Raw genomic sequence first — 24,000 nt, forward strand, 5'->3', positions numbered from 1 at the left:
TATGCAGCTGTCTCCAGTAGAGTATGAGAAACGCTATTTCCTGAGCTTGGAGAGTGTCTAGAAAATCCGGGGCGATTCATCCGCCATGTTTGTTAATAATCGACTCAGCATGAGCTTGGGCTTTTTTATCTCTGAAGCAGGACTTCCAACCCCACGGATCCACCCACCCAACCGGATTCGGCGCGTACTGATAGAGGTTAAACCCACCCGCCAACCCAATCGGATCAGGCGTTGTAAACCTGCCTACGTCCGGATCATAGAATCTGAAGGTGTTGTAGTGCAGTCCGGTCTCGCGATCAAGGTATTGGCCTTGAAACCTCAGGTTCTGCTCTTCGATAAAGTGGGGTTTGCGGTGTTCTTCTGTTGTGTTGCCCCAAACCTGATAGTTCGCCTGCCAGATGACATGGCCGTCCGCTTCGGTGAGCTGTTCGGGCAGGCCGTTGACGTCGTTGTGGTAGTAGCGGGTTTTCTGCAGGGCTGCGATGCCGTCGATGCGGGCGAGGGGGTCGTGGCCGCCGTCGGTGTAGATGTAGAGGCTTTGCAGGTGGTTGCGTTGTTCGCCCAGTAGGCGCAGGCCGTCCCAGTCGAAACGGGTATCGCTGATTACGGTGCCATGCTGGTCATATTCGGTTTTACCGATGCGTCGTCCGAGCGGGTCGTAAGCCATGCGGACGTGATGGCCATTTTCGCCGCGGACTTCGATCAAGCGGTGTTCGGCGTCGTAGGTGAACTGCTGAAGCCCATGACGCCTGCTGCGTTTCTCGATCATTCGGCCGAAGCCGTCGTAGCGATAACGTTTGTCCTGATAAGTCAGAAGCTTGTTGTGCTTGATCCGGCCAGCGCCGGATCGCGAGCCGTCGAGCAGGTTGGCCGCGGCGTCGTAGGCGAAGGTTTCGGGTGGTCCGGCAAGGTCGTCCTGACTGGTCATGATACGGGCGGTCGAGTCGTAGTGCAGCGCGGTTCGCGACTCACGCGCACCCTGCCGATTCACCCGACTTACCAGGTTGTTGGTGGGGTCGTAGACGTATTCTTTCGCTCGTTCAGCAGGCAAATGTTGGAGCTGGACGGTCGCTCGCCGTGATCTTGTGCGCAGGCGCCCACTGCGGTCGTACTGGCTACGTGTGTTGATCTGGCCCTGGCTGCGCAAGACTTCGCGATGAAGGAGATCGCGTTCGAAGTCGCTGATGACTTGGCCGTCGAGATTGATCTGGTGCAAATGCCCGCTGCCGTAATGCAAGCGATTGAGCCAGCGGCCATCGGGCAGTTGCGTCTGCGTCAGATTGCCCAGTTCGTCGTAATGATGCTGCAGCGGGCCTGACGAGCCGGTTTCACAGATCAGTTGACCGAGGACATCGTAGGCGAAACTCACGCGTTGCTGTGCGCCCTCAAGGTCGATAAAGATGACTTCGCGCAGTTGATCGAGAGCGTCATAGCGATATTCGGTGCGACCATCGGCGGTGATTTTGGCGACGAGCCGTCCAAGCGCGTCACGTTCCAGCGAATGCACGATGGGATCCGCGGGCCGCTCTTTCTCATGGGGCGAAGGCAAGTGCTCGACCCGAAAGGGACTGTCCAGCGGGTCATAACTGTAGCGCCGCTGACTGCCATCCAGATCCTGCTGCAGCACCAGACGATCGCCGGCGTCCCAGGCAAATCGATAACGCTCGCCGTTTTCGTTGGTCAGTGCCAGTAGCCGCCCATAGGCGTCGTAGCTGAACTGTACCTGCCGATTATGGGCGTCGATCCGCTGCTGCACCTGACCGCGCGTGTCGTATCGATAGGTGGTCGTGTGGCCCGCAGGATCGGTGTAACCCGTGAGTGCTCCGACGATGTCTCGCTGATAGTGCTCCGCACGTCCATCAGGCCACTCGCTGCTTTGCAATCGACCCTGGCTGTCGTATCGATAAACCGTGCGTTCGCCCAGTGCATTGGTGATGCCCTGCAGACAGCCACGCCGGTCGTAGCTGAACGCCGTCGCGTACCCGGAGCAATCGATGTGCTCGGTCACCTGCCCGAACTCATTCCAGCGAAGTTTCTTGCTCTTGCCAGCGGCGTCGATGCTCTCGATCACCTGACCGCGTTCGTCGTAGCGGTACTGAGTGACGTGCCCCAGTGGATTGGCCTCATGGGTGCAGTTGCCCCGCGCGTCGTAGCGATATTGCCAGCTGTGGCCGGCCGCATCGGTTTCCACGCGGGGCAGCGACCAATGTTCCAGCCATAACGTCGAGTCGACTCGGCCCAGTGGATCCTCGGTCGTACTTAGATTGCCCGCATCGTCATAGCTGTATTGCCACTGTCCGCCTTGAGGGTCGCTGGCACCCAGCAACTGACGTTCGTCGTTCCAGGAGAACCGCCACGTCTGGTCAAGGTTGTCGCTGTATTCCGTGATCTGATGCTGGCTGTTCCAGCGACGCGTACTCGCCCGGCCCAGGCCATCGGTGATGACAGTGCTGCCGGTAATCAGGTCATAGTCGAAGCGGTATTCTTCTCCGTCATCCGTCCAGTGGCGAATGACCCGCCATTCACGCTCATCAATCAGCGCCCAGTCGTAGAAACAGCGCAGACCGGTGGGCAATTGATGCTCGAGGAGGCGCTGGCCGCCGTCGTAGACAAAGCGACGCCGGACGTTCGCCGATGTGTCGCATACTTGGGCCAGGTCGCCGCACGAGTCGTAGGCATAACTTGCCAGGGGCTCGATGGTTTCATCGGCAAACACCCGCTCGATGCGTTCAACGCGCCCCGGCCATTGCGCGGAATACAGCAGCGCCACGCGCAGCGCGTCGAGCGTGTCGCGGATCTGAATCAGGCGTCCTTCGCTGTCGTAATCCAGGTAGATGCGGTTGTCGTTGCGGTCCCCCAGTTGGCTCAGGCGAAGCTGATGTGGATCGATCAGAGTGGCTTCGAACTGCCGATAAAGCCCATCCTCACTTTCGATCAGCAACCGACCATCATCATGGCGACGCACCGCCAGGCCTTCACCTGCGCTGAACACCGCACCACCCAGTGGAATCGACCCCATGTCGATTCGCCGAGCCTGCTCATCGATATAGATCAGCCGCTCGCCACCGGTTGAATGCGGCTCGATATGCACGCTGATTTCATAGGGCACGCTCCAACCTGCGCCGAATAGCCCATCACGCCGCTCATCCCGGCTGTTATAAAAACGCTGCCACTCAAGGGGCATGACGCCGGGCAGCACGAAATCCAAATCCTCTGCGCCACCCAGCACCTTGGCGCCCGTTGCCGCGTGCACGGGATTCGGTGAAGCGGATACCGCGCGAGTCAGTGCACCAATGGCCTGACTGACGACGAACGAATTCAGGCCGCCCAAGAGCATGCAGGGCAGGTTGCTGGCGAACTTGCTCCTGCCACCCCTGAGCATCATCAGCGCGCTGACAGCCAGGCCAACCCCCGGCGTCTTGGCGCTACGAATTTCCCGTACCACGAGTCGGTCGCCGCCGATGCGCACGTTCGGTGAAATCGATCCTGATGACACGACGGTTGCATCGCAGGTGCTGCGATCGCCGCTGCGTACGGCGGGCTGGCCGTTGATGAATACTCGCTCCGAGCCTTCAGCGATGTACTGAATCGGCATCGGCGCATGCCGGTCGCAAACCACTAGATCGGCTGGCTTTGGCAAAACGCCTGGGGCAGGCGTTGCCACCGTGGGGCGCCACAGCTCCAAGAAAAAGCCCTTGGCGATGTCGAGGAACGTGCCTTCAGGCGCGGGATCGTCAGGCAGTTCGCCGCTGGCCGACACCGCACCTGCCGCTCGCGCTGCAGGCAAGTCGTTGATGAAAACGTTGGGCGAACCACTGCTGATGTGCGCGCTCACCGTTGGCGGAAACAGATCGTTGGCCAGGCCTTCACAGAACTGACTGATGCTGGCGTCGGCGCCGGTGAGGTTCATGCCCACACCCACCGCGACGTTGACAGCAGCCCCGAGCAAGCAGGCGCCAAGTCCTCCGGTAGCCATCGTCAGACCGACTGCACCAACCACCGCAGCTGCCACTGCGCCGCCGATGGCCACACAGGCCGCGACCTCCAGTACGCCACCGAGCACATCGGCCATCATCGAGCTGTGAGCGAGGGCGTCGCCTTGGCGAGCAGCCCATAGGGCGTCAGACATTCCGTGATCCGCGCTGAGAAAGCGCCGGAATTTAGAGGCTTTGAACGCAGGTGTCTGAGCGCAGAAACAAAAAAAGCGCGGACTGCGCGCTTTTCAGAAGGGGACTACAGGAGCATCTCCATTACTCTTGTTGGGTGGAGTGAAAAACCTGACAAAACGCAATCGCCCCGCTTCAACGGGGCATTTACTTTGGCAAGCCGTCTCAGCTTCGCAGCCGCGGCTCAACCGAATCCGCTAATCGCGTCAGAATCAAGCAACACGACACGGCCCCCGCATCCAGTACGCCCAAAGAGCGCTCGCCCAGGCGACTGGCGCGGCCGATTTTCGCCACCAGGTTCTTTGTTGAGTCACGCCCCTTGGACGCTGCTGCTTTCACCTGCGCGAGCATCTCATCGAACGACGCTCCATCACGAGCCGCGTTCTCAGCCGCTTCGACGGCGGGAATCAATGTGTCCATCAGACACTTGTCGCCCACACCAGCGTCAGTGATGTCCTGCAACGATGTCAGACCGCCGCGCAATAGCCTGGCGAATTGTGCGGCGTCGATTGTCGGGGTGTCGCGCACCTCGTTGGCCATACCGATGAAAAGGCTGCCGTAGAGTGGGCCCATCGAGCCGCCGATGCCTTCCATCAGGCTCAAGGTCAACTCGTCCAGTGCCTCGGCCAGGCTCAGTTGTTTGCCGTCGATGGTTCGCCCGCAGTGGGCAAAGCCCTTGGCCATGTTGATGCCGTGATCACCATCACCGATGGCACCGTCCACTTCGCTGAGGTATTCGCGGTTGGCGACGATCACGCTGACCAGATCGCCGACAATGGCGCTGCCGTCAGCGCTGGAAAAATGCTGGCTCATGATTCACTCCGTCTGGGTCATGCCGATGGACTGGCAGGGTTGATCGATCAGGGTTTTCAATTCGTCATCGAGCCCTAAGAGGGTCAGCGTCACGCCCATCATTTCCAACGACGTGAAGTAATTTCCGACGTAGCAGCGATGAATTTTCAGGCCTTTATCGGTAAGAAGACGTTCCACTTCGGCGTAAAAAATGTACAGCTCCATAACCGGTGTCGCACCGAGTCCCGAGACCAGTACCACAACGCTGTCGTCCTGATTGAAATCGCGGTCGGCGAGAATCGGCTTGAGCATGCGTTCGGCCATCGCCGCAGCAGTTTCGACTGGCACCACCTCAATGCCCGGCTCGCCGTGGTGACCGATGCCCAGTTCCATTTGCCCAGCGGGAATCTGAAAGTTCGGTTTGCCGACAGCGGCGATGGTGCAGGGCGTCAAGCCGACGCCGATGGAGCGGCAGTTATCCACAGCCTTCTGCGCGACTCGGATCACGCCGCTCAGGTCATAACCTTGCCTTGCCGCCGCGCCGCCAATTTTCCACATGAAAATCTCACCTGCGACGCCTCGGCGTTTGGCGATGTCTTCGCGAGGTGCCGAGGCCACATCGTCATTGGCGACTACCGTGCGGACCTCAAGGTCTTTGCTCGCGGCCATTTTCATCGCCAGCTTCACGTTCATGTTGTCGCCAGCATAGTTGCCGTAAAGGCAGGCGATGCCTGCACCGTGGTCGGCGGCACGGAAGGCATCGAAGAAGCTTTTGGCGGTGGGGGATGAGAAGATCTCGCCGACGGCCACCGCATCGACCAGGCCAGGCCCGACATAGCCTAAAAACGCCGGTTCATGTCCCGATCCTCCGCCTGTGACGATGCCGACCTGACCGGCGCTCGACGCCTTGGCCTTGGTGATCACCCGTGGGTTGTTTTCGTGCTGACGCAATTGCGGATGGGCGACGAGGATGCCGCGCAGCATGTCCTCGACTACCAGATCCGCATCGTTTATCACTCGATTCATGACGCGTTTTCCTTGTTCTTTTTCTTGTTCAGTCGGCGTGTCGATCAGGGCTCAAGCACCACTTTCAGGGAGCGATCACCGCGCTCCATGACCGCGAAGGCTTCCTTGAAGTCGGCCAGTGCGAATTTGTGCGTGACCACATCGCGCATGTCAATTTTGCGATTGCCGATGAAGTCGATTGCCCGCGGATACATGTACGGCCCAAGGTGCGAACCCAGCACGTCCAGTTCCTTGCGGTCGCCGATGATCGACCAATCCACCGTGGCTTCGTCGTTGAACACGCTGAATTCGACGAAACGGCCCAGCTTGCGCAGCATCGCCAGGCCCTGATTGACCGCCTTGTGATGACCGGTGGCTTCTATATAGATGTCACAGCCATAGCCTTCAGTGATGTCGCGGATCTTCTGCAACACGTCTTCCTGCGCCGGATTCCACACTTCATCGGCGCCCATGCGCAGGGCAAGTTCGGCGCGCTCGGGTTTCATGTCCAGCACGATCAGGCGTTTTGGATTGCGCAGGCGAACCGCGCCGATAATCCCCAGTCCCAAAGTGCCAGCGCCGGCTACCACCACGATGTCATCCAGTCCGACATCGGCGCGGTCGGCGGCGTGCAGTGAGCAGGCCAGAGGTTCGATCAGGATCGCTTCGTCAGGCGCGATCTCGTCCGGCACTTTGTGCACAATGCCTTCCTTGGTGAAGATCATGTACTGGGCCATCGCGCCCTGAACGTTGTTCTGGAAGCCGTACAAGTCGTGCTTCTGGCACATCCAGTATTGGCCGTGGTTGCAAAAGCGACAGCCCCAGCACGGTACGATCTGCTCGGAGATCACTCGGTCGCCGATCTTCACGCCACGCTTCTCGGCGCCAGGACCGAGAGCGACGACGCGGCAGACGAATTCATGCCCCGGAATCATCGGCGGTTTGACGTAGCGCGGTTGTTCAGCGTCGCCCCAAAACGATGGGGCACCGCGGTAAGTCTTGATGTCACCCATGCAAATGCCGCACAGCTCGACCTTGGTCAGAATTTCATCGGGGCCGGGCGTCGGTACGGCGACTTGCTCCAGGCGGTAATCTTCAGGGCCATGTCAGACCACGGCCTGCATGGTTGCCGGTATGACCGGGTTGAGGTAGTCGCTGGACGTTGTAGCGGGGCTGCGTTCGATAACGGCGGACATAAAGACCTCACAAAAAAGAAAAGAAGCTCAGACGCTGAATCACTGAATGCTGTAGCCGCCGTCAATCACCACGTTCTCGCCGGTGACCATTTGTGCGGCGCCGCTGAGCAGGTACAGCACCAGCCCCGCGACCTCTTCGGGCTGGGCGAAGCGGCCCACGGGTATCTGTTTTTTCGCCTGTTCGCCACGTTCGCCGGCCCAGGCTTTCTTGCCCAGCGCGGTTTCGACGATGGTGGGCGAGACCGCGTTGACAGTGATGCCGTGGGCGGCCCATTCCATGGCCAGCACTTTGGTCATGCCCACCACGCCTGCCTTGCTCGCGCAATAGGCGACGTGTTGATCCAGGCCGATAACGGCAGCTTGCGAGGCGAGGTTGACGATGCGTCCCTGGCCCTGATCGATCATGTGACGGGCGCAGGCCTGAGCGACGAAGAAGCTGGCCTTGAGGTTGATATCGAGGGTGCTGTCCCAAGCGTCTTCGCTCACAACCAGCGCTTTATCGAGGAACACCACGCCGGCACTGTTGATCAGGCAATCGATACGACCAAAGCGGTTCGCGATGCTGTCAATGGCGTTTTGTATCTGGTCGAGCTGGCGCAGATCGGCGACGACACCGACGTGTTCACCGCCCAGGCTTGCGGCTACGGTTTCCACGGCCGGATCACGATCCAGCAGAGCCACTCGCGCGCCGCATTCGGCGAGCAGCGTGGCGCAGGCCAGGCCGATCCCGGCTCCGCCGCCGGTGATCACGGCGCAACGTCCATTGAAGTCGAAAGCGCGGTTGATGAATCCGGACATGGCTTTGCTCCTGGCATGGCGGGCCATGACGGCCCGCGCGGTCTATGGGTATTTGGCGAGTGTTATTTCGCTGCAGTGACTTGCTGGTACAACGCATCGGCGTTGCTGTTGAGCACCGGCACCCAAGGCAGGATGTAGAGCTGATCCTTGCCTTCGCCCCACTTCACGTCCTTGGCGTAGCGTTCCCAGATCACCGAGCGCGGCTTGTAATCTGCACCGATGAGCTTTTTCAAAGCCACATCGAGGGCGCCTTGAGATTGCGCCTGTGCATCCTGAAGGAAGGTGGTGACTTCGCCTTTTTTCGCGGCCTGGATCGCATCGGGCATGCCGTCGATGGAGGTGATGGGCACGTCATTCGGGGAAAGTCCGCGGGATTTCACAGCGTGCAATGCGCCCAGGGCCATGTCGTCGTTTTGCGCGATGATCCCGGAGATTCCGCCGTTGGGGTGCGCGTTGAGCCAGTCCTCGGTCAAGGTCAGTGATTCGGCCCGCGACCAGTTGGCGGTCTTCATTTCGATGACTTTGATGTCCGGGTTTTTCTTGAGGATTTCCATTTCGCCTTTTTCGCGATCGATCTGCGCCGACTGACCGATCGGCCCCTGAATGATCACCACGTTGCCTTTGCCGCCGATCTTGTCGACCATCGCCTGAGCTTGAAGTCGGCCGCCCTCTACGTCGTCGTTGCCGACATAGGGCACTTTGTCTCCGGCAACCTTGGTGTTGGAGGCGATCACCGGAACCCCGGCTTCCTCGGCGCGAGCCACGGCGCCAACGCCTGCCTTGGTGTCGATCGGCACGAAGATGATTGCGTCGTAGTGCTGGGTGACCATGGTTTCGATCTGGTTGTTCTGGGTCAGGGCGTCGTAGTTGCCGTCGAACACAGTGATTTGCACGGTGCCATCCTTGACCGCCGGATGCTCTTTGATTTCACGCACCCAGTTCTGCATGAACTGGCCTTTGAGGCCGTAGACAGCGGCACCGATCTTGTAGGTCTGCGCCTGGGCGATGCCACTGGCGAGAGCGGATAGGGCCAGCGCAGCGAGTAAGGTTTTGCCTGCTTTCATGAAAGAACTCCTTATTGTTGTAATCGTTCTGTTGCAGTGGATGTCAGGGGTTAACGTTTTCTTTTGCGCCAGACGTCGATCAGTACCGCAAGGACGATAATCAGACCCTTGGCTACCTGCTGGTAATAAGAGGAGACGCCGAGCAGGTTCAGGCCGTTGTTGATGACTCCGATCAACAGCGCGCCGAACAACGTGCCGACAATGCTGCCGGTGCCACCGGAGAGGCTGGTACCACCGATGACCACGGCCGCGATGGCGTCGAGTTCGTAGGACATGCCGGCCTGCGGCAGGGCCGAAGTGGTTCGGGCTGACAGCACTACACCTGCAAGGCCTGCGAGCAATCCAGACACGACGTACACCGAGAACATCACTTTGCGTACGCCAATGCCGGAGGTTCGCGCGCTCTTTTCGTTTCCGCCCACGGCGTACACGTAGCGCCCGTAAGTGGTGTATCGCAGGACCATCCAGAAGATCAGCGCGACCACGGCGAAGATCACGATGGGAATGCCGATCGGGCCGAACTTGCCGATGCCCAGCGCCAGATAGGCATCAGGCAGATCGGTGACCGGGCTGCCGTCGTTGAGAATGAAGGTCATGCCTCGGGCGATGCTGAGCATGCCGAGGGTCGCTACGAAAGGCGGGATCGACAGGTTCGCGACCATGAAGCCGTTGACCACGCCAAGCATCGCGCCGGCAAACATCCCGGCGCTGACCGCTGCGAGCAGGCCGTAGCCTTGAGTTGCGACCAATGCACTGCACAGTCCGGCGAAGGCGAGGATCGAGCCGACCGAAAGGTCGATGCCCTTGGTCAGGATGACGTAGGTCATGCCCACCGCGAGGATCCCGTTGATTGACGTCTGGCGCAGGATGTCCATCCAATTGCGCCAGGTCATGAAGTACTCGCTGGCGAAGGCCATGACGATGCACAGCAGGATAAACACCAGTGGCAGGCCGAAGCGGTCGAGTGTCAGACGCAACCGATGCCGAGGGGCGGAGGATGTAAAGGGGGCGGATAGGGTCTTGGTGTTCATGAGGCGAGACTCAACAAGGCTTCCTGGGAAAGAGCGGTATCGGTACTGATGGTGACCAGACGGCCACCTTTGAACACCGCGATGCGATCACTCAGATGCAGCAATTCCGGGGCTTCGGACGACACGACAATGGCAGCCCCGCCTGCGCGCACGAATTCGTCGAGCAGGTGATAGATCTCTTGCTTGGCGCCTTCGTCGATACCCCGGGTGGGCTCATCGCAGAGCAGGCAGATCGGCTGGGTCGACAGGCATTTGGCGAGCACCACCTTCTGCTGATTGCCGCCGCTCATCGACTCGACCGGTAAATTCAGCGAGGCGGTCTTGATGTGCAGCCGCTTGACCATCCGTTGCGCGAGCTCGTTTTCTTTACGCGCATTGATCAGCGACCAACTGGACAGGCTCTTGTAGGCGGAGAGGGCAATGTTGGCCATGACACTGCCGTTGAGCACCAGTCCGCTTTCCTTGCGGTCTTCGGTGACCAGCGACATGCCTGCGGCAATGGTCGAGGACGGAACGCCAGTGGGCAATGGTTTGCCCTTGAGCATTACGCTGCCGGAGTCGGGCAAGGTCAGGCCATAGATGCAGTTGAGAAACTCGCTGCGACCGGAACCCGTCAGGCCGTAGATGCCAAGGATTTCGCCAGGGCGAACCTGCAGGCTGATGTCTTGAAATTCGCCTTCGCGGCTCAGGCCCTCGACGCTCAGGCAAGTTTGCTCCTGGCATTCGCGCCCGATCTTGTGATCGATGCTTTGTAACTCTTGACCGACGATGCCGCGTACCAGATGCGCCCGGTCGATGTCCGACATACGCCCGCTCTCGACGAAGGCGCCATCGCGAAAGATGGTGTATTCGTCGGCGATCTGCGCAAGTTCACTGAGTCGATGCGATACATAAATGATCCCGGCGCCGCGTGCGGTCAAGCGACGAATCGCCTTGAACAGCGTCTCGGCCTCACGCTCGCCGATGGCGGACGTTGGTTCATCCATGATCATCACCTGGCAGTCGTGACTGAATGCCTTGGCGATTTCCACCAGCTGGATTTGCGCCACGCTCAGGCGATGCATCGGGCTTTCGGCATCGACGTCAAAATCCAGTTCTTCAAGCAGGACTCGGGTGCGGCGGTTGAGTTCTTTGTAATCGACGATGCAGCCCACATGGCGCGGCTCGCGGCCCAGCCAGATGTTTTCGGCCACGGTCATGAACGGGATGGGCTCGAGTTCCTGCGTGATCATCGCAATCCCGGCGGCCAACGCATCGCTCGGGCGATTGAAGTGCACGGGTTGGCCATTCAGAGAAATTTCGCCGGCATCTCGTTGAGTGATCCCCATGAGGATGCCGAGAAACGTCGACTTGCCTGCGCCGTTGCCACCGCACAAGGCGTGGACGCTGCCGGCGCGCAGAGAAAGCCGCCCGTCGCGCAACGCAGGAATACCGGCGTAGGCCTTGGCGACATGTTCAGCCTGGAGCAGTAATGGCGGGGCCATTGGCGTGTCCTCGTGCTGTGAATTCTTATTAGGGGTTCGCAGATGTCATCAACTGATCGCTCTGCAAGTGAGCATATGTTTATCAAATGAAATTCTGATCAGTCAACTCGTTTTATTTCAATTTTGTCAAAACCGCCGTTCTTGAGCCTTTAGCGAGAACTTCTATACGTATGAGCTTATTTTTCTCGAATCCACGCCCTGGTCCTGCTTGACAGCGAGGGTCAATTCGCTGCGAAATGAGTGAGCATATTTTCACGCAGTGATCATTTGATCAATTCTGCGTTTCTTTCGGCAGCGGAGTGAAAACGCCATGAACGCACCTTTTTCAGTGGCCATCGGATGTGATGAAGCGGGGCTGGAGCTCAAGGAATTATTGAAGCGACACATTCAGTCGCTGGGTCATCCGGTCGAGGACTTCGGGACGCACTCGATGGAACCAGTGCTGTATCCAGACATTGCATTGGCGGTGGCTACAGCCATCAGCGATGGTCACCACCGTTTGGGTGTACTGGTTTGCGGGACGGGGATCGGCATGGCGATTTCCGCCAACAAAGTGCTGGGCATTCGCGCAGCGCAGGCCCACGACACCTATTCGGCCGAGCGCGCACGCAAAAGCAACGACGCGCAAATCCTGTCTATCGGGGCGAGAGTCATCGGGCCTGAGTTGGCCAAGAGCGTGGTCAGCTCATTTCTGCAGTCTGAGTTCGAATCGGCGCGCTCTGGCGCGAAGGTCGAACGCATCAGCGCCATCGAGCGTGACAACCATTAATTGCGCAGGGTAAGCGTCGTGGCTGGACGCCGGGAGCAAGGTATAGCGAGAATGGGCCTTTGAAGTTGAAACGGAAGCCAGTTCCCATGAGTGACAGTACTCAAGCCGGGGTCAGCGACATCGATCTGATGACCGACGTCGCCATGCTCTATTACCTCGAGAATGTCACGCAGGAAGCCATTGCCAAGCGCTTCGATCTGTCGCGGGCGAAGGTCAGCCGTCTGCTCAAGCGGGCTCGGGACGAAGGCATCGTCGAAGTTCGGGTCCTGCAGCACCCGACCATGAACAATGAGCTTGAGCAGGCACTGGTTCAGCGTTTCAAGCTTGATCGCGCGCTGATCGCGGTCGACCACAGCGACCCTGACACTCAGCGTTCGGCGGTCGCCAGCCTGGTCGCCAACTACCTGAACAAGACGCTCAGCGACGGTATGATCATCGCCGTCGGCATGGGGCGCAATGTGGGCGCTGTAGCAGACAACGTATTTCTGCCAGTCAGTAAAAATTGTACGTTCGTGTGTGCCATCGGCGGTTCGTTGAAGGCTGGGGAGTACATGAATCCGGACCACATCTGCCGTCGCCTCGCGCTGCGTTTCGGGGCCGAAAGCGAAACCCTGTACGCGCCTGCGCTGGTCGCGAACCCGGAGTTGCGTAGCGCATTGATCAGCAACGACACCGTGCGCTCCACGTTGGATCGCGCCCGGCGCGCTGACATCGCGTTGATCGGCATCGGGGATATGAGCGAGAACAGCAATATGGTGCGCATGGGCTGGTTTTCGCCCCAGGAGATCGCTCAGGCGCGTCTCTCTGGCACTGTCGGCGACATGATGGGTTATGACTTCATCGATATTCACGGGCAGCCTGCAATCACCGCCATGCAGGGCCGCATCATCGGATTGAATGTGCAGGAGCTGGTGCGGATTCCCGATGTGGTGGCGATTGCCAGTGAAAACACCAAAGCGGCGGCGACCTTGGGAGCATTGCGATCTGGCGTGATAAACACGCTGGCGACGACAGTCACCAATGCGCACACGATCCTGGCGCTGGACGATGCGACGCGCAAAGCGTCCGTCGACTAAAGAAGGGGAAGTGAGGCTGGAGGCGATTTTGGAGTCGCCTCCGTCAGGTTCGCCTCATGCCGATGAAATCCGGTTCAGATACCGACGTTCAATTGAGGGCGATTGAGAAAATGGTTACGCGCCGGTGGCGGTGACAATTGTTTGAGATCGCCATCGGTCATGGCGGCGAGGATCTTGATCGCGCTGTGGCCTTGTTCGATAGCGATGCCAAATTGCACACTTTCGATCAAGCGGCGCAGGCGCCTGGGTGAGTTACGTTGGGCTGGGCTGATCAAGCGTTTCGCGACCACGCCTGACTCGTTGGAAAGTGTCAGCATGATGGTTCCGTCGAGGCCCTGGATACTTAAATTAACCCGATAGTCTGGGTGAAAAGCATCAGTGATCTGTTGAAAAGGGTTTTCCATGGCCTATTACCTGATTATCGATCTGCATAAATTGACTTGGGGTTAGTCCCTTTAGTTCTGGACGCTGGATCAACGGTAGAAAAATTTTGCTTCGCCTGCTATCGCCGGGATATGAATGCAGAACGAGGCGCTTCGTTGATATGGCATCGGGTTGACGTTGGCGCCCGTCGAGCCATGCGGGCGAAGTTTCGGGGAGTCGGAGACTCGACGCAGTGGGCCTTGCATGGTTTGGGCCATTCCGGACAAAACGATGTATCGGAGTGCGCATGAAAACAAATCAGCGCAGAAACCGGTCAGGAATTCCCCTTTTTTAATTAATCAGTTAGTGGTTGCCATAAGCTATTCAGGTCGCAAACGGGCACTAATTGTGCGGCGCGCATGGTTTGTGTGCGTGAAGCAGTGGGGCGGCAATCTTCAAAGCGCCAATGTCGGCAAGCCGTGCCGTGGCTCTTGCTTATCGCGCGAAAACTCTCATCGTGCGTCCATCTGCACAAAAAAGGGCGGGCCTGTCTCCACAGGCCCGCCCTTAATTATTTGATCGATGTTTCAAGCGGCCGGTTTAACCGTGCAGCGCTTCATCTTTCTCGAGAAATTCCTCCTGCAGCAGGGCGTCCGGGTTTTCCGAATCCTTGCCTGGGGCGCTTTCAAGCGACGCCACACCCCCGCGTTTGCTGCGCAGCTTGCCAAACAGATGCTCCAGCGCGTGATCGAGCTTTACCGCGGCACCGTCTACTGCCAGATCCAGCGATTCGGCTTTGTGAGTCACGGAAATGGGTTGGTGTCCTTTCGGCCGGGCTTCCATCTGACAGCGGATGTCGTGGGGGCCGGGCTTGTCACCGTTCTCGTCGCGGATATGAACTTCGATGCGGGTGAGATCTTCTTCGTAGCGGTCGAGCGTGCTTTCAACGGTGGTTCGTACCCACTCCTCCAGTCGGATGCTGCTTTCGATGTGGTTATCGCTATTGACCTGGATTTGCATAGTTCTTCCCTTACTTTGGCTTGCTCGGGAGAGTCTCGACGACATGAATTTCGTCTGCCCTCACTCACAGTGTTGGCGCCGATGAACCAACAATTCAACCCCCTGCGCGAGAGAAAAATAATTGTTGGTGTGGGGAACCTTGATGGGGCGCCAGCATTCTCCGCGCCATTACGTCAGACATTTTTGCATATGAGAATATTTATCATTAATATTGCGTTCTTTTGTGCGTATGCAGAGAGCAATCCCTCTTTGCTCGCCTGATTCAGGATGAACACGTCGATGCCGATTCACTCAATGAGCTGCCTGCACGGCTGCGCCTTCATCGGAGCTCGCGCCTGATGGAGACCTTATCGGTGAGCGCATCAGCGCCTGAAAAACGGCAAAAGGCAGTTAAAAGAACCGGGGCGAGGTCCGGCGAGGTCTCCGTCCGTTGGCGCTTGGCGGTGGCTTCCCGTGTGACGGCGGCGTTGATTGGCGGGTATCTGCTGACGGCGCTGTCGAGCGTTTGCCTCGCGCAATTCCTGCCGCTGGCTCGGGCTGAAGCAGTGGTGCTGGCCATGACGCTTTCGTTTCTGGTGTACCTGCCCGCGGTGTTGTGGTGTTTCGTTTGTCGCACGGCGTGGCGCGCCTGGTTCGGGCTGTTATTGCCCAGCGCAGTGCTCGGCGCCATTTACGCCAGTGCCCGGTGGCTGTTGTGAAAGAGGGCTTCCGTCAGGCGATGGCCTGGTTGCACACCTGGGCCGGGTTGATCTTCGGCTGGCTGTTGTTCGCCATTTTCCTGACCGGCACGCTTTCATACTTCAAGAACGAAATCTCCCAATGGACGCAGCCTGAGCTCGTTCCTCACCAAGTTACTGAAGTCGACAGCGTCAACCGCGCACAGCGTTGGCTGCAGGAAAACGCCGGCGATGCGAAACGCTGGTTCATTACGCTGCCGGACGAGCGTTCCCCGGCCTTGGGTCTGAGCTGGGCGAAAGCCAGGGGTGGCTTCGAAAGGAAGTCTCTGGACGCCCTCAGCGGCACCCCGGTGCAGGCGCGTGAGAGCATGGGCGGCGAGTTTTTCTATCGTTTCCATTTCCAGCTGCAGATGCCTTATCCGTGGGGCCGCTGGCTGGCGTCGCTGTCAGCGATGGTGATGTTCGTCGCCCTGGTCAGCGGGATCATCACCCACAAGAAGATCTTCAAGGAGTTCTTCACCTTTCGCCCACGCAAGGGCCAGCGCACCTGGCTCGATGGTCACAACGCCGTCGCGGTGCTGGTCTTGCCGTTCCACCTGATGATCACCTATAGCAGTCTGGTGATCTTCATGACCATGATCATGCCGGTGAGCATTCTCACGACCTACGGCGGCAACACCCAGGCATTTTTCGATGACCTGTTTCCGGCGTTCAAGACCGCTCCGGCGTCCACCGAAACCGCGCCCTTGGCGCCGATCGCCCCGATGTTCGAAGTTGCCGCAGAAAAATGGCCGGGCAGTCGCATCGGCCTGATCACGGTGAACAATCCCGGTAAGGCCAATGCGTCGGTGACCTTGACCCCAAGCGGCGCCGATCATATACCCAATATTTCCGGCACTACGCTGATGTTCGATGGCGTCAGCGGCGCGCTCAAGGACGAAAGCACCATGAGCGCCGCGTCGCTGATGTTGGCTGGCGGGCTCTACGGCCTGCACATGGGGCATTTCGCCGGGCCGTTGTTGCGTTGGTTGTATTTCCTGGCGGGCATCGGTGGCACAGCGATGATCGGCACCGGTCTTGTGATCTGGCTGGGCAAGCGCAAGCTCAAACACGCGAAGGCAGGGGTTCTGCCGTTCGAGTTGCGTCTGGTGGAAATGCTCAATGTGGCGAGCATGTCGGGGCTGATGCTGGCGGTGGTGAGTTTCTTCTGGGCCAATCGTCTGTTGCCGGTGAGCTTTGCCGGGCGTAGCGACTGGGAAGTGCGGACGTTTTTCTGCATGTGGGGGCTGGCCTTGCTGCATGCCTTCGTGCGCGTGTTCTTCCGGGAGGGTCGCAGCGCATGGCGCGAACAGCTGACCCTGGCAGCATCGCTGTATTGCGCATTGCCGGTGCTGGATCTGCTGACGGCAGGTGACTATCTGTTCGCGTCATTGAAACAGGGGCAGATGACCCTGGCTGCGCTGGATGTGACGGCGCTGATTACCGGGATTTTTCTGGCGTGGGGGGCGATGAGATTTGGCGAGGGTGGCAAAGTCGCATTCGTGAGTAAGCTCACTCCCACGGATTCGCGTCGTAAATCGGACTCTGGTGTGTCTGCCAACAGTGGGAGCGAGCCTGCTCGCGAAAGCGTTCGCGCTGACGCCACCGCTCAGGAGGCCAACTGATGCTGCTGGCCACCTTGCTCTGCTACATCGGTTTCACCGCGCTGTGCCTGTCCATGAACCGCCACTATGACGACCTCATTGGCGGCTCGCTGACCCTGGGCCGTGGCAGGGCCTTGAAGCTGCTGGGTTGGGTTGCATTGCTGTTGTCACTCTGGGTTGCCCTGGCTTCACAAGCCATGGGTCAGGCCCTGGTGCAGTGGTTCGCGGCGTTGATGGGCAGCGCGGTCCTGTTCGTATTCGTGATGTCGTATCGGCCAAGGCTGGCCTTGTCGTTGGCGGGTATCGGGGCATTGCTTGCCCCGGTTGTCGCCTGCATTCAACTCCTGGCCTGAGCCCACCATGATCGACCTCACCCCGCCGACGCCGAATACGGCCTCATCCGACGCCGATCAGGACGCCCCCAAGGCGGCGCGCGCGCATTTCCTCAAAGTATTCCTTTCGCAACGTCCGCAGATGGAAGCGCTGGTGAGTCGGCGTGTCGGCTGTCGGGCGACGGCCGCCGATCTGGTGCAGGACCTGTTCGTCAGGTTCTGGCGTCGGCCATTGGTGCAGGTCGAGGAGCTCAATACCTATTTACTGCGTTGCGCCGGCAATATCGCCATCGATCACCTGCGCAACGAAGGCACTCGCGCCCGACTCAACGAAGAGCTGATGCCGGACGAACAAGAGCTGCGCGTCGATGAACCCCAGGCAGCGCTGGAAGCCGGCAACGACTTGCGCCATATCGAAGCAGCCTTGCGCGGGCTGCCGGAGAAGACGCGACAGATCTTCCTGCTCAATCGCATTCACGGACGCAAATACGTCGAGATCGCCAAGGTGATGGGCCTTTCGCAAAGCGCTGTGGAAAAACATATGATGCGCGCCTTGCAAGCCTGCAAGGCGAGCCTGGATCAGGACGTCACGCGGGGCATTCCCCTTCGTGCGAAGTCCGAGGACGCTCGTCGATGAAAGCGCCTTCGGATTCGACTTTGACCATCACCCCTGAACAACACGATACCGCCTTGAGATGGCTGAGTTTGCTGCACGATCAGCCGAGCGCGGCCGATCAGGCGCATTTCAGCCGCTGGCTGCAGGCTGACCCTGCTCACGCCGAGGCCTATGCCCAGGCGCAAGTGATGTGGGAGATGAGCGAAGAGCCTGCGGCGAAACTGGCGGCTGAAGATTCCGTGGCGCTCGAAGCGCTGCTACGAGCGATGGATGCTCCAGCTCAGGTTCCCGTGAGGCGCCGCTCGTTGCCGCGCTGGGGCGCTGCACTGGCGCTGGCAGCCTGTCTGGTGCTGATGATCGGCGTCGGGCTGGGCTGGCAGCCGCAACGCTGGATCGATGACCTTGGCGCCGATTATGTGTCGGCGCCGGGGCAGGTGCGGATCGTGACGCTGGCGGATCAATCGCAAGTAACGCTCGACGCCGACAGCGCCATTGCCGTGCACTTTGCCAATGGCGAGCGGCATGTGCAGTTGCGTCGCGGCGCGGCGTTCTTTCAAGTCACTCACACCGGCGAGCCGTTCGTGGTCGATGGAGGACGCGGCGAAACCCGCGTGCTCGGGACTCAGTTCGAAGTGCGCCTGCAACCGAGCGGGGCGCAGGTCACGGTGCTGTCCGGGCGAGTGGGCGTGAAGGCGGGCGCCGAGCTGCCACAGCAGACTCTCACCGCGGGGCAGCGGGTCAGTTATGACCAGACGCGCACCACCGCCCCTCAATCGGTCGACAGCGAAACCCAGCTGGCGTGGCGTCAGGGTTGGCTCAACTACTACCGCACGCCGCTGGCCGATGTGGTCAGTGATCTGAGCCGTTACTACCCAGGGCGCATCGTCGTGCTCGGCGATCAGCTGGCGGCGAAAAAAGTCAGCGGCAGCTTCCCCAGCAACGATCCGCAGGCGGTGCTGGCGGCGTTGAAGTCGGTGGTCGGATTCGAGCAGTACGAGGCGTTGGGGCGAGTGATTGTGATTCGTTGAGTGATCGACGTCACAAGGGCCGTTGCTGGAGGAACTGTTTCCCTGTAAGAGCGCGCTTGCCCGCGATTGCGATCTGTCCGCAATCAATAAAGAGGTTGTTTGACACGACACAACCGCGGGCAAGCGCTTCTGCACGGGAATGCTCATCGATGGGGGCGATTCAAATTGAAAGTCTGGCTCGGCATTTCCATGCTTACCGTCTGGAGCGCATGCGTTCAGGCGGAGCCTGCCTATGACTTTTCAATCCCCGCCAAACCTCTGCCCCAGGCCCTGAGCGATTTCAGCCGTGTTACCGGGCAGGCAATCATCTACACCCAGGACGCTCCCTACAGCCTTGACGCTCCCGCGCTCAAAGGCACATTCAATGCCGAGCAAGCGTTGAGGCAGCTGTTGAGCAACTCCGGCCTGAGCTTTCGTCGCGTCACCGACAACACCTTCAGCCTCGAATCCGCCCCAAGCGGAGGCGTGATCACCCTGGGCCTCACCCAGATCGATTCGCAGCGCAACCTGGAGCAGAGCTATCGACCACCCGCCAGCACATCGGTGATGCGCGCCCCGACGCCGCAACTGGAAACCCCCCAGGCGGTCAACGTGGTGCCTGCGCAAGTCTTGCGCGATCAGGCGCCGCGCAACCTTGACGACGCGCTGAACAACATCAGCGGCGTTACCCAGGGCAACACCCTCGGCAGCACTCAGGACACCCTGATGAAGCGCGGCTTCGGCGACAACCGCGACGGTTCGATCATGCGCGACGGCATGCCGGTGGTGCAGGGCCGCAGCCTCAACGCCACGGCCGAGCGCGTCGAAGTCCTCAAAGGCCCCGCCTCGCTGCTGTACGGCATTCAGGATCCGGGTGGAGTCATCAATGTGATCAGCAAACGCCCCGAATTGCAGGCGTACACCGCCCTGAGCGCTCGCGGCTCAACTTACGGGACGGGCAAGAACGGCAGTGGCGGCACGCTCGACAGTACCGGCGCTTTGGGCGGCTCGGGTGAGCAAGGTCAAGGTCTGGCTTATCGGATGGTCATCGACCACGAAGACGAGGATTACTGGCGCAATTACGGTGTGCATCGAGAGTCCCTGGTTGCGCCTTCGCTGGCCTGGTACGGCGACGACACCCAGTTGCTCGCCGCCTACGAGCATCGCGAATTTCTCTCGCCCTTCGATCGCGGCACAGCCATCGACCCGAGCACCAATCGCCCGCTGAACATCCCGGCCACGCGGCGCCTGGACGAGCCGTTCAACAGCATGGAAGGGCGCTCGGACCTGTACCGCATCGAGGCCGACCATCAATTCGATGACAACTGGAAAGGCCATCTGGGCTACAGCTACAACCGTGAAACCTACGACGCCAGTCAGGTGCGGGTGACTGCCGTGAACCCGGCCAACGGCACGCTGACTCGCTCGATGGATGGCACCGGCAATGCCCTGAGCACCGACCGTTTCACCACCTTGACCCTGAGCGGCAGCGTCGGATTGGCCGGGATGCAGCACGATCTACTGTTCGGCCTGGATGACGAGTACCGCAAGATCTATCGCGGCGAGCTGATCCGGCAAAAAAGCCGCACGACATTCAGTTATGTGAATCCGCTCTACGGCCAGGAAGCCGAAGGGACTCAGGTCAGCGCACCGGACAGCGTTCAACTGGACATCCTGCGCAGCGATTCGCTGTTTTTTCAGGATTCGATTCACCTCAACGATCAATGGATTTTCGTCGCAGGTGCGCGTTATCAGCTGTTCGATCAGCAGGCGGGGAAGGGTATTGCGTTCAACCGCAACACCGATCTGAACGGCGAAAAATGGATTCCTCGTGCCGGGTTGGTCTATCGCTACAACGGTGAGCTGTCGTTCTATGGCAGTTACACCGAGTCATTCAAACCCAACTCCAGCATTGCTCCGTTGGCGGGCGGCACGCTGCTGGATTCTGCGACCCTGCCCGAGCAATCCAGGGCCTGGGAGCTGGGAACCAAATGGGATGTGGACGAGCGGATCAGCGGAACGCTGGCGCTGTTCGACATCAAGAAACGCAACGTGCTGGTGGCCAATTTCGATTCGCTCACGGCCAATACCGTTTACACCACTGCAGGTGAAGTGCGCTCTCGGGGCGTCGAACTGGACCTGAGCGGGCAGCTGTCGGAGCGCTGGAGCCTGATCGGCGGCTATGCGTTTACCGATGCGTGGGTAGTGGAAGATCCGACCCTCAAAGGCAACCGGCTACAGAACGTGCCCAAGCACAGCGGGTCGTTATCCGCCGTGTATGACGCCGGGGCTGTGTTCGGCAGCGATCGATTGAGGGTCGGCGCAGGCGCGCATTACGTAGGCGAGCGGGCCGGAAACCCGGACAACGATTTCGACCTGCCGGGCTACACCGTCGCTGATGCCTTCGCGACCTATGAAACCCGGCTGGACGGGCAGAAGGTCAGGTTTCAACTCAACGTGAAGAACCTGTTCGATCGCACGTACTACAGCTCGGCGGTGAGCCGGTATTTCGTGTCGATGGGTGATTCGCGGCAGGTGATCGTGGCAACGACGTTGGAGTTTTGAGGGCGCGCGAACTGGCTTCAATTGGCTTTTGATTCTGACCGCAGGCCGTGGGAGCGGGCTTGCCTGCGATCTGCCGCGAAGCGGTAGCAAATCCGATCACCCTGGTTGTATCTGACACACCACATGCGCAGATTTTACTGCCACTGCGCGACGGATCGCCTGCAAGCAGCGCCCCATGGCCTGCGGCCAGAATCGAAAGCCGAGTGCGCCAGTCGTTAAGACTCAAACGCCAACCGGTACTCCCCGGCCGTCGCGCCCATCACCTGCCTGAAGCGATTGCTGAAATGACTCGCGCTGGCGAAGCCACATTCCAGGGCAATCTCGCCGAACGCCATCCGCGTGCCGCGCAGCAATTCCCGGGCGCGGTTCATGCGCCGGGCCAGCAGATATTGGTGGGGCGGCAGGCCGAAGCTTTCGCGAAACATCCGGGCGAAGTGGTATTCGGACAGGGCACACATCCCGGCCAGTTGCCCCAGGCTCAACGGCTCGGCCAGGTTCTGCTCGATGAACTCCACCAGTTGCCGACGCAGATGCGGCGCCAGCCCGCCTTTCAAACGCAGACCATCGCGTAGCCCTACCTGGCTCAGGATCATGTGGTCGAGCAGTTCATGGGCCAGGCTTCCAGTCTGCAAGCGCTCGCCGGGTTCGCTCCAGTTCATGCGGATCAGCCGATGAAAGCGCTCGGCTTGCAGCGGATCATCGATGAAGGTGTTTTCTTGCAGCATCATCTCCCGAGGCTCGCGGTCCAGCAGGGTGACGCAGTTGAGCGCGAACTGTTCGGGGCTGATGTACAGATGGGCCAGCCGCAGATCGCCATTGACCACCCACGACGATTGATGCCCGGCGGGAAGTACGCAGAGTTTGTCCGGCGCGCCTTTTCTGTCGGGCTGGCCGCGGCGGAACGTTTCGAAGCCGCCGGAGATATAACAGGACAGGGTGTGATGACTCGGCGCGTGATAGTCCTGCGCGTCATGGCGGTTGTTCCACAAGGCTGCGACCACACCATCACCCAGGGATGCGCTCTGCTCCAGCCGCGCGTGGGGCGAGCTGTTCAGGGACTGAAAAACCTGAATGGTTTCAAGTGACGACATGGTGGCTCTCGAAAACTTCGGATCGGCTGCGGCGCTATCTTGAGGTGACAAACCTGTGGGAGTGAGCTTGCTCACGAAGACTCACGCAAAGCCCAAACATCTTCATCGGTCATGCCTCAGCGGTCGTGAGCAAGCTCACTCCCTGACGGGGGACGCATTTGCGAGACCTCGCGGTGGCAGGTGCATCTCGAACGTCTCGCATCCTACTCCGTAGCGCTGCCGCTGCCAGCGGCCTGACGATCAAATGCGCAAGTTTTTGCAAGTGACGTTCAGGGCGCGCCCTCAGACTGAGGCCTCAATGAGGAGCCTGCCATGAACATTTCGCTGTATCTGCTGACCGTTCTGATCTGGGGCACCACCTGGATCGCTCTGAAGCTGCAACTGGGCGAGGTGGCGATTGCGGTATCGATCGTCTACCGCTTCGGCCTGGCGGCGCTGATTCTGTTCGCCATGTTGCTGCTCAGCGGCAAGCTGCAGAAGGTCAATCGTCGTGGGCAATTGATCTGTCTGGCGCAGGGCGTGTGCCTGTTCTGCGTCAACTTCATGTGCTTTCTGCACGCCAGCCAATGGATCCCCAGCGGCTTGGTGGCAGTGGTGTTCTCGACGTCGACGTTGTGGAACGCACTGAACGCGCGGGTGCTCTTCAAGCAGAAGATCGCCCGCAATGTGCTGACGGGGGGCGCCCTGGGCCTGGTCGGACTGGGCTGCCTGTTCTGGCCGGAGTTATCCGGGCACAGCGCCAGCCGCGAAACCCTGATCGGCTTGGGTCTGGCGCTGCTCGGCACGCTGTGCTTCTCGGCGGGCAACATGCTTTCCAGCCTGCAACAGAAAGCCGGCCTGCGCCCGCTGACCACCAACGCCTACGGGATGTTGTATGGCGCGGCGATGCTGTGTGTGTACTGCCTGTTCAGCGGCACGCCATTCGCCTTCGAATGGAATGCGCGTTACGTCGGCTCGCTGCTGTATCTGGTGATCCCGGGTTCGGTGATCGGCTTCACCGCCTACCTGACGCTGGTCGGCCGCATGGGGCCGGAGCGCGCGGCGTATTGCACGGTGTTGTTCCCGGTGGTGGCACTGAACGTCTCGGCGTTCGTGGAGGGCTACCAGTGGACCCTGCCCGCGTTGATGGGGCTTGCGCTGGTGATGGTGGGGAATGTGTTGGTGTTCAGAAAGCCCAGGGTGGTGGTGCCGGTGGCTGCGAAATTGGCCTGAGCATCGTATCGCCCATGCGGCCGTCATCGCGGGCAAGCGTGCTCCTACAATGGAAAGCGATCCTCTGTAGGAGCGCGCTTGCCCGCGAAAGCT

At 59.8% G+C, this 24,000-nt stretch carries 20 protein-coding genes; 9 read left to right on the forward strand and 11 right to left on the reverse strand.

Features of this window, described 5'->3' with window-relative positions:
- Nucleotides 1-76: 76 nt before the first annotated feature.
- From CE491_RS03130 to CE491_RS03165, 8 genes are all read right to left on the reverse strand, one after another.
- On the reverse strand, nt 77-4,129 hold the full coding sequence (locus tag CE491_RS03130) for an RHS repeat-associated core domain-containing protein (protein ID WP_110946910.1): 4,053 nt from the start codon (nt 4,127-4,129) through the stop codon (nt 77-79).
- Between the two features lie 202 nt (nt 4,130-4,331).
- The gene (gene dhaL, locus CE491_RS03135; protein WP_110946911.1) at nt 4,332-4,979 is read right to left on the reverse strand and encodes a dihydroxyacetone kinase subunit DhaL; all 648 of its coding nucleotides are present in this window, start codon (nt 4,977-4,979) and stop codon (nt 4,332-4,334) included.
- 3 nt (nt 4,980-4,982) lie between these two features.
- The gene (locus CE491_RS03140; RefSeq protein ID WP_110946912.1) at nt 4,983-5,984 is read right to left on the reverse strand and encodes a dihydroxyacetone kinase subunit DhaK; all 1,002 of its coding nucleotides are present in this window, start codon (nt 5,982-5,984) and stop codon (nt 4,983-4,985) included.
- A 44-nt stretch (nt 5,985-6,028) separates the two neighbouring features.
- Nucleotides 6,029-7,048, reverse strand: a complete 1,020-nt coding sequence (locus tag CE491_RS03145) for an MDR/zinc-dependent alcohol dehydrogenase-like family protein (RefSeq protein WP_234407494.1) — start codon at nt 7,046-7,048, stop codon at nt 6,029-6,031.
- Nucleotides 7,049-7,198: 150 nt separating this feature from the next.
- Entirely contained in the window at nt 7,199-7,957 is a 759-nt protein-coding gene (locus CE491_RS03150) for an SDR family oxidoreductase (protein WP_110946913.1), read from the reverse strand.
- 62 nt (nt 7,958-8,019) lie between these two features.
- On the reverse strand, nt 8,020-9,021 hold the full coding sequence (locus CE491_RS03155; protein WP_110946914.1) for a substrate-binding domain-containing protein: 1,002 nt from the start codon (nt 9,019-9,021) through the stop codon (nt 8,020-8,022).
- A 50-nt stretch (nt 9,022-9,071) separates the two neighbouring features.
- Nucleotides 9,072-10,052 (reverse strand): ABC transporter permease, encoded by a 981-nt coding sequence (locus CE491_RS03160; RefSeq protein ID WP_110946915.1) that lies wholly within the window; start codon nt 10,050-10,052, stop codon nt 9,072-9,074.
- Entirely contained in the window at nt 10,049-11,536 is a 1,488-nt protein-coding gene (locus CE491_RS03165) for a sugar ABC transporter ATP-binding protein (RefSeq protein ID WP_110946916.1), read from the reverse strand. Before CE491_RS03165 ends, CE491_RS03160 begins: the two co-directional genes overlap by 4 nt.
- Before the next feature lie 310 nt (nt 11,537-11,846).
- On the opposite strand from CE491_RS03165, the gene rpiB reads away from it, so the two are divergent.
- Nucleotides 11,847-12,305 (forward strand): ribose 5-phosphate isomerase B, encoded by a 459-nt coding sequence (gene rpiB, locus CE491_RS03170; protein ID WP_110946917.1) that lies wholly within the window; start codon nt 11,847-11,849, stop codon nt 12,303-12,305.
- Between the two features lie 86 nt (nt 12,306-12,391).
- On the forward strand, nt 12,392-13,381 hold the full coding sequence (locus tag CE491_RS03175) for a sugar-binding transcriptional regulator (protein ID WP_110946918.1): 990 nt from the start codon (nt 12,392-12,394) through the stop codon (nt 13,379-13,381).
- Nucleotides 13,382-13,455: 74 nt separating this feature from the next.
- On the opposite strand, the gene CE491_RS03180 is transcribed toward CE491_RS03175, so the two are convergent.
- On the reverse strand, nt 13,456-13,785 hold the full coding sequence (locus CE491_RS03180) for a DUF3509 domain-containing protein (protein WP_110946919.1): 330 nt from the start codon (nt 13,783-13,785) through the stop codon (nt 13,456-13,458).
- Nucleotides 13,786-14,344: 559 nt separating this feature from the next.
- Nucleotides 14,345-14,764 (reverse strand): HPF/RaiA family ribosome-associated protein, encoded by a 420-nt coding sequence (locus CE491_RS03185; RefSeq protein WP_110946920.1) that lies wholly within the window; start codon nt 14,762-14,764, stop codon nt 14,345-14,347.
- Between the two features lie 338 nt (nt 14,765-15,102).
- On the opposite strand from CE491_RS03185, the gene CE491_RS03190 reads away from it, so the two are divergent.
- From CE491_RS03190 to CE491_RS03215, 6 genes are all read left to right on the forward strand, one after another.
- Nucleotides 15,103-15,462 carry a DUF3649 domain-containing protein gene (locus CE491_RS03190; protein WP_110946921.1) on the forward strand — a complete coding sequence of 120 codons (360 nt, stop codon included), beginning with the start codon at nt 15,103-15,105 and terminating at the stop codon, nt 15,460-15,462.
- Nucleotides 15,459-17,105 carry a PepSY-associated TM helix domain-containing protein gene (locus tag CE491_RS03195; RefSeq protein ID WP_110946922.1) on the forward strand — a complete coding sequence of 549 codons (1,647 nt, stop codon included), beginning with the start codon at nt 15,459-15,461 and terminating at the stop codon, nt 17,103-17,105. Before CE491_RS03190 ends, CE491_RS03195 begins: the two co-directional genes overlap by 4 nt.
- On the forward strand, nt 17,105-17,437 hold the full coding sequence (locus CE491_RS03200; RefSeq protein ID WP_110946923.1) for a DUF3325 domain-containing protein: 333 nt from the start codon (nt 17,105-17,107) through the stop codon (nt 17,435-17,437). The genes CE491_RS03195 and CE491_RS03200 overlap by 1 nt, the downstream gene beginning before the upstream one ends.
- A gap of 7 nt (nt 17,438-17,444) precedes the next feature.
- Entirely contained in the window at nt 17,445-18,053 is a 609-nt protein-coding gene (locus CE491_RS03205) for an RNA polymerase sigma factor (RefSeq protein WP_110946924.1), read from the forward strand.
- A complete protein-coding gene (locus tag CE491_RS03210) occupies nt 18,050-19,060 on the forward strand; it encodes a FecR family protein (RefSeq protein WP_110946925.1) in 1,011 nt (336 codons plus the stop codon). The genes CE491_RS03205 and CE491_RS03210 overlap by 4 nt, the downstream gene beginning before the upstream one ends.
- A 189-nt stretch (nt 19,061-19,249) precedes the next feature.
- A complete protein-coding gene (locus tag CE491_RS03215) occupies nt 19,250-21,604 on the forward strand; it encodes a TonB-dependent siderophore receptor (protein WP_110946937.1) in 2,355 nt (784 codons plus the stop codon).
- Between the two features lie 215 nt (nt 21,605-21,819).
- Here the strand turns inward: CE491_RS03215 and CE491_RS03220 are convergent, their stop codons facing one another.
- The gene (locus tag CE491_RS03220) at nt 21,820-22,695 is read right to left on the reverse strand and encodes a helix-turn-helix domain-containing protein (protein WP_110946926.1); all 876 of its coding nucleotides are present in this window, start codon (nt 22,693-22,695) and stop codon (nt 21,820-21,822) included.
- A 312-nt stretch (nt 22,696-23,007) separates the two neighbouring features.
- Between CE491_RS03220 and CE491_RS03225 the strand changes: the two genes are divergently transcribed.
- Complete coding sequence (locus tag CE491_RS03225; protein ID WP_110946927.1) at nt 23,008-23,907, forward strand: DMT family transporter; 900 nt, start codon at nt 23,008-23,010, stop codon at nt 23,905-23,907.
- Nucleotides 23,908-24,000: the final 93 nt, after the last annotated feature.

The organism is Pseudomonas bohemica (assembly GCF_002934685.1).
In the GTDB taxonomy this organism is placed as follows: Bacteria; Pseudomonadota; Gammaproteobacteria; order Pseudomonadales; family Pseudomonadaceae; genus Aquipseudomonas; species Aquipseudomonas bohemica.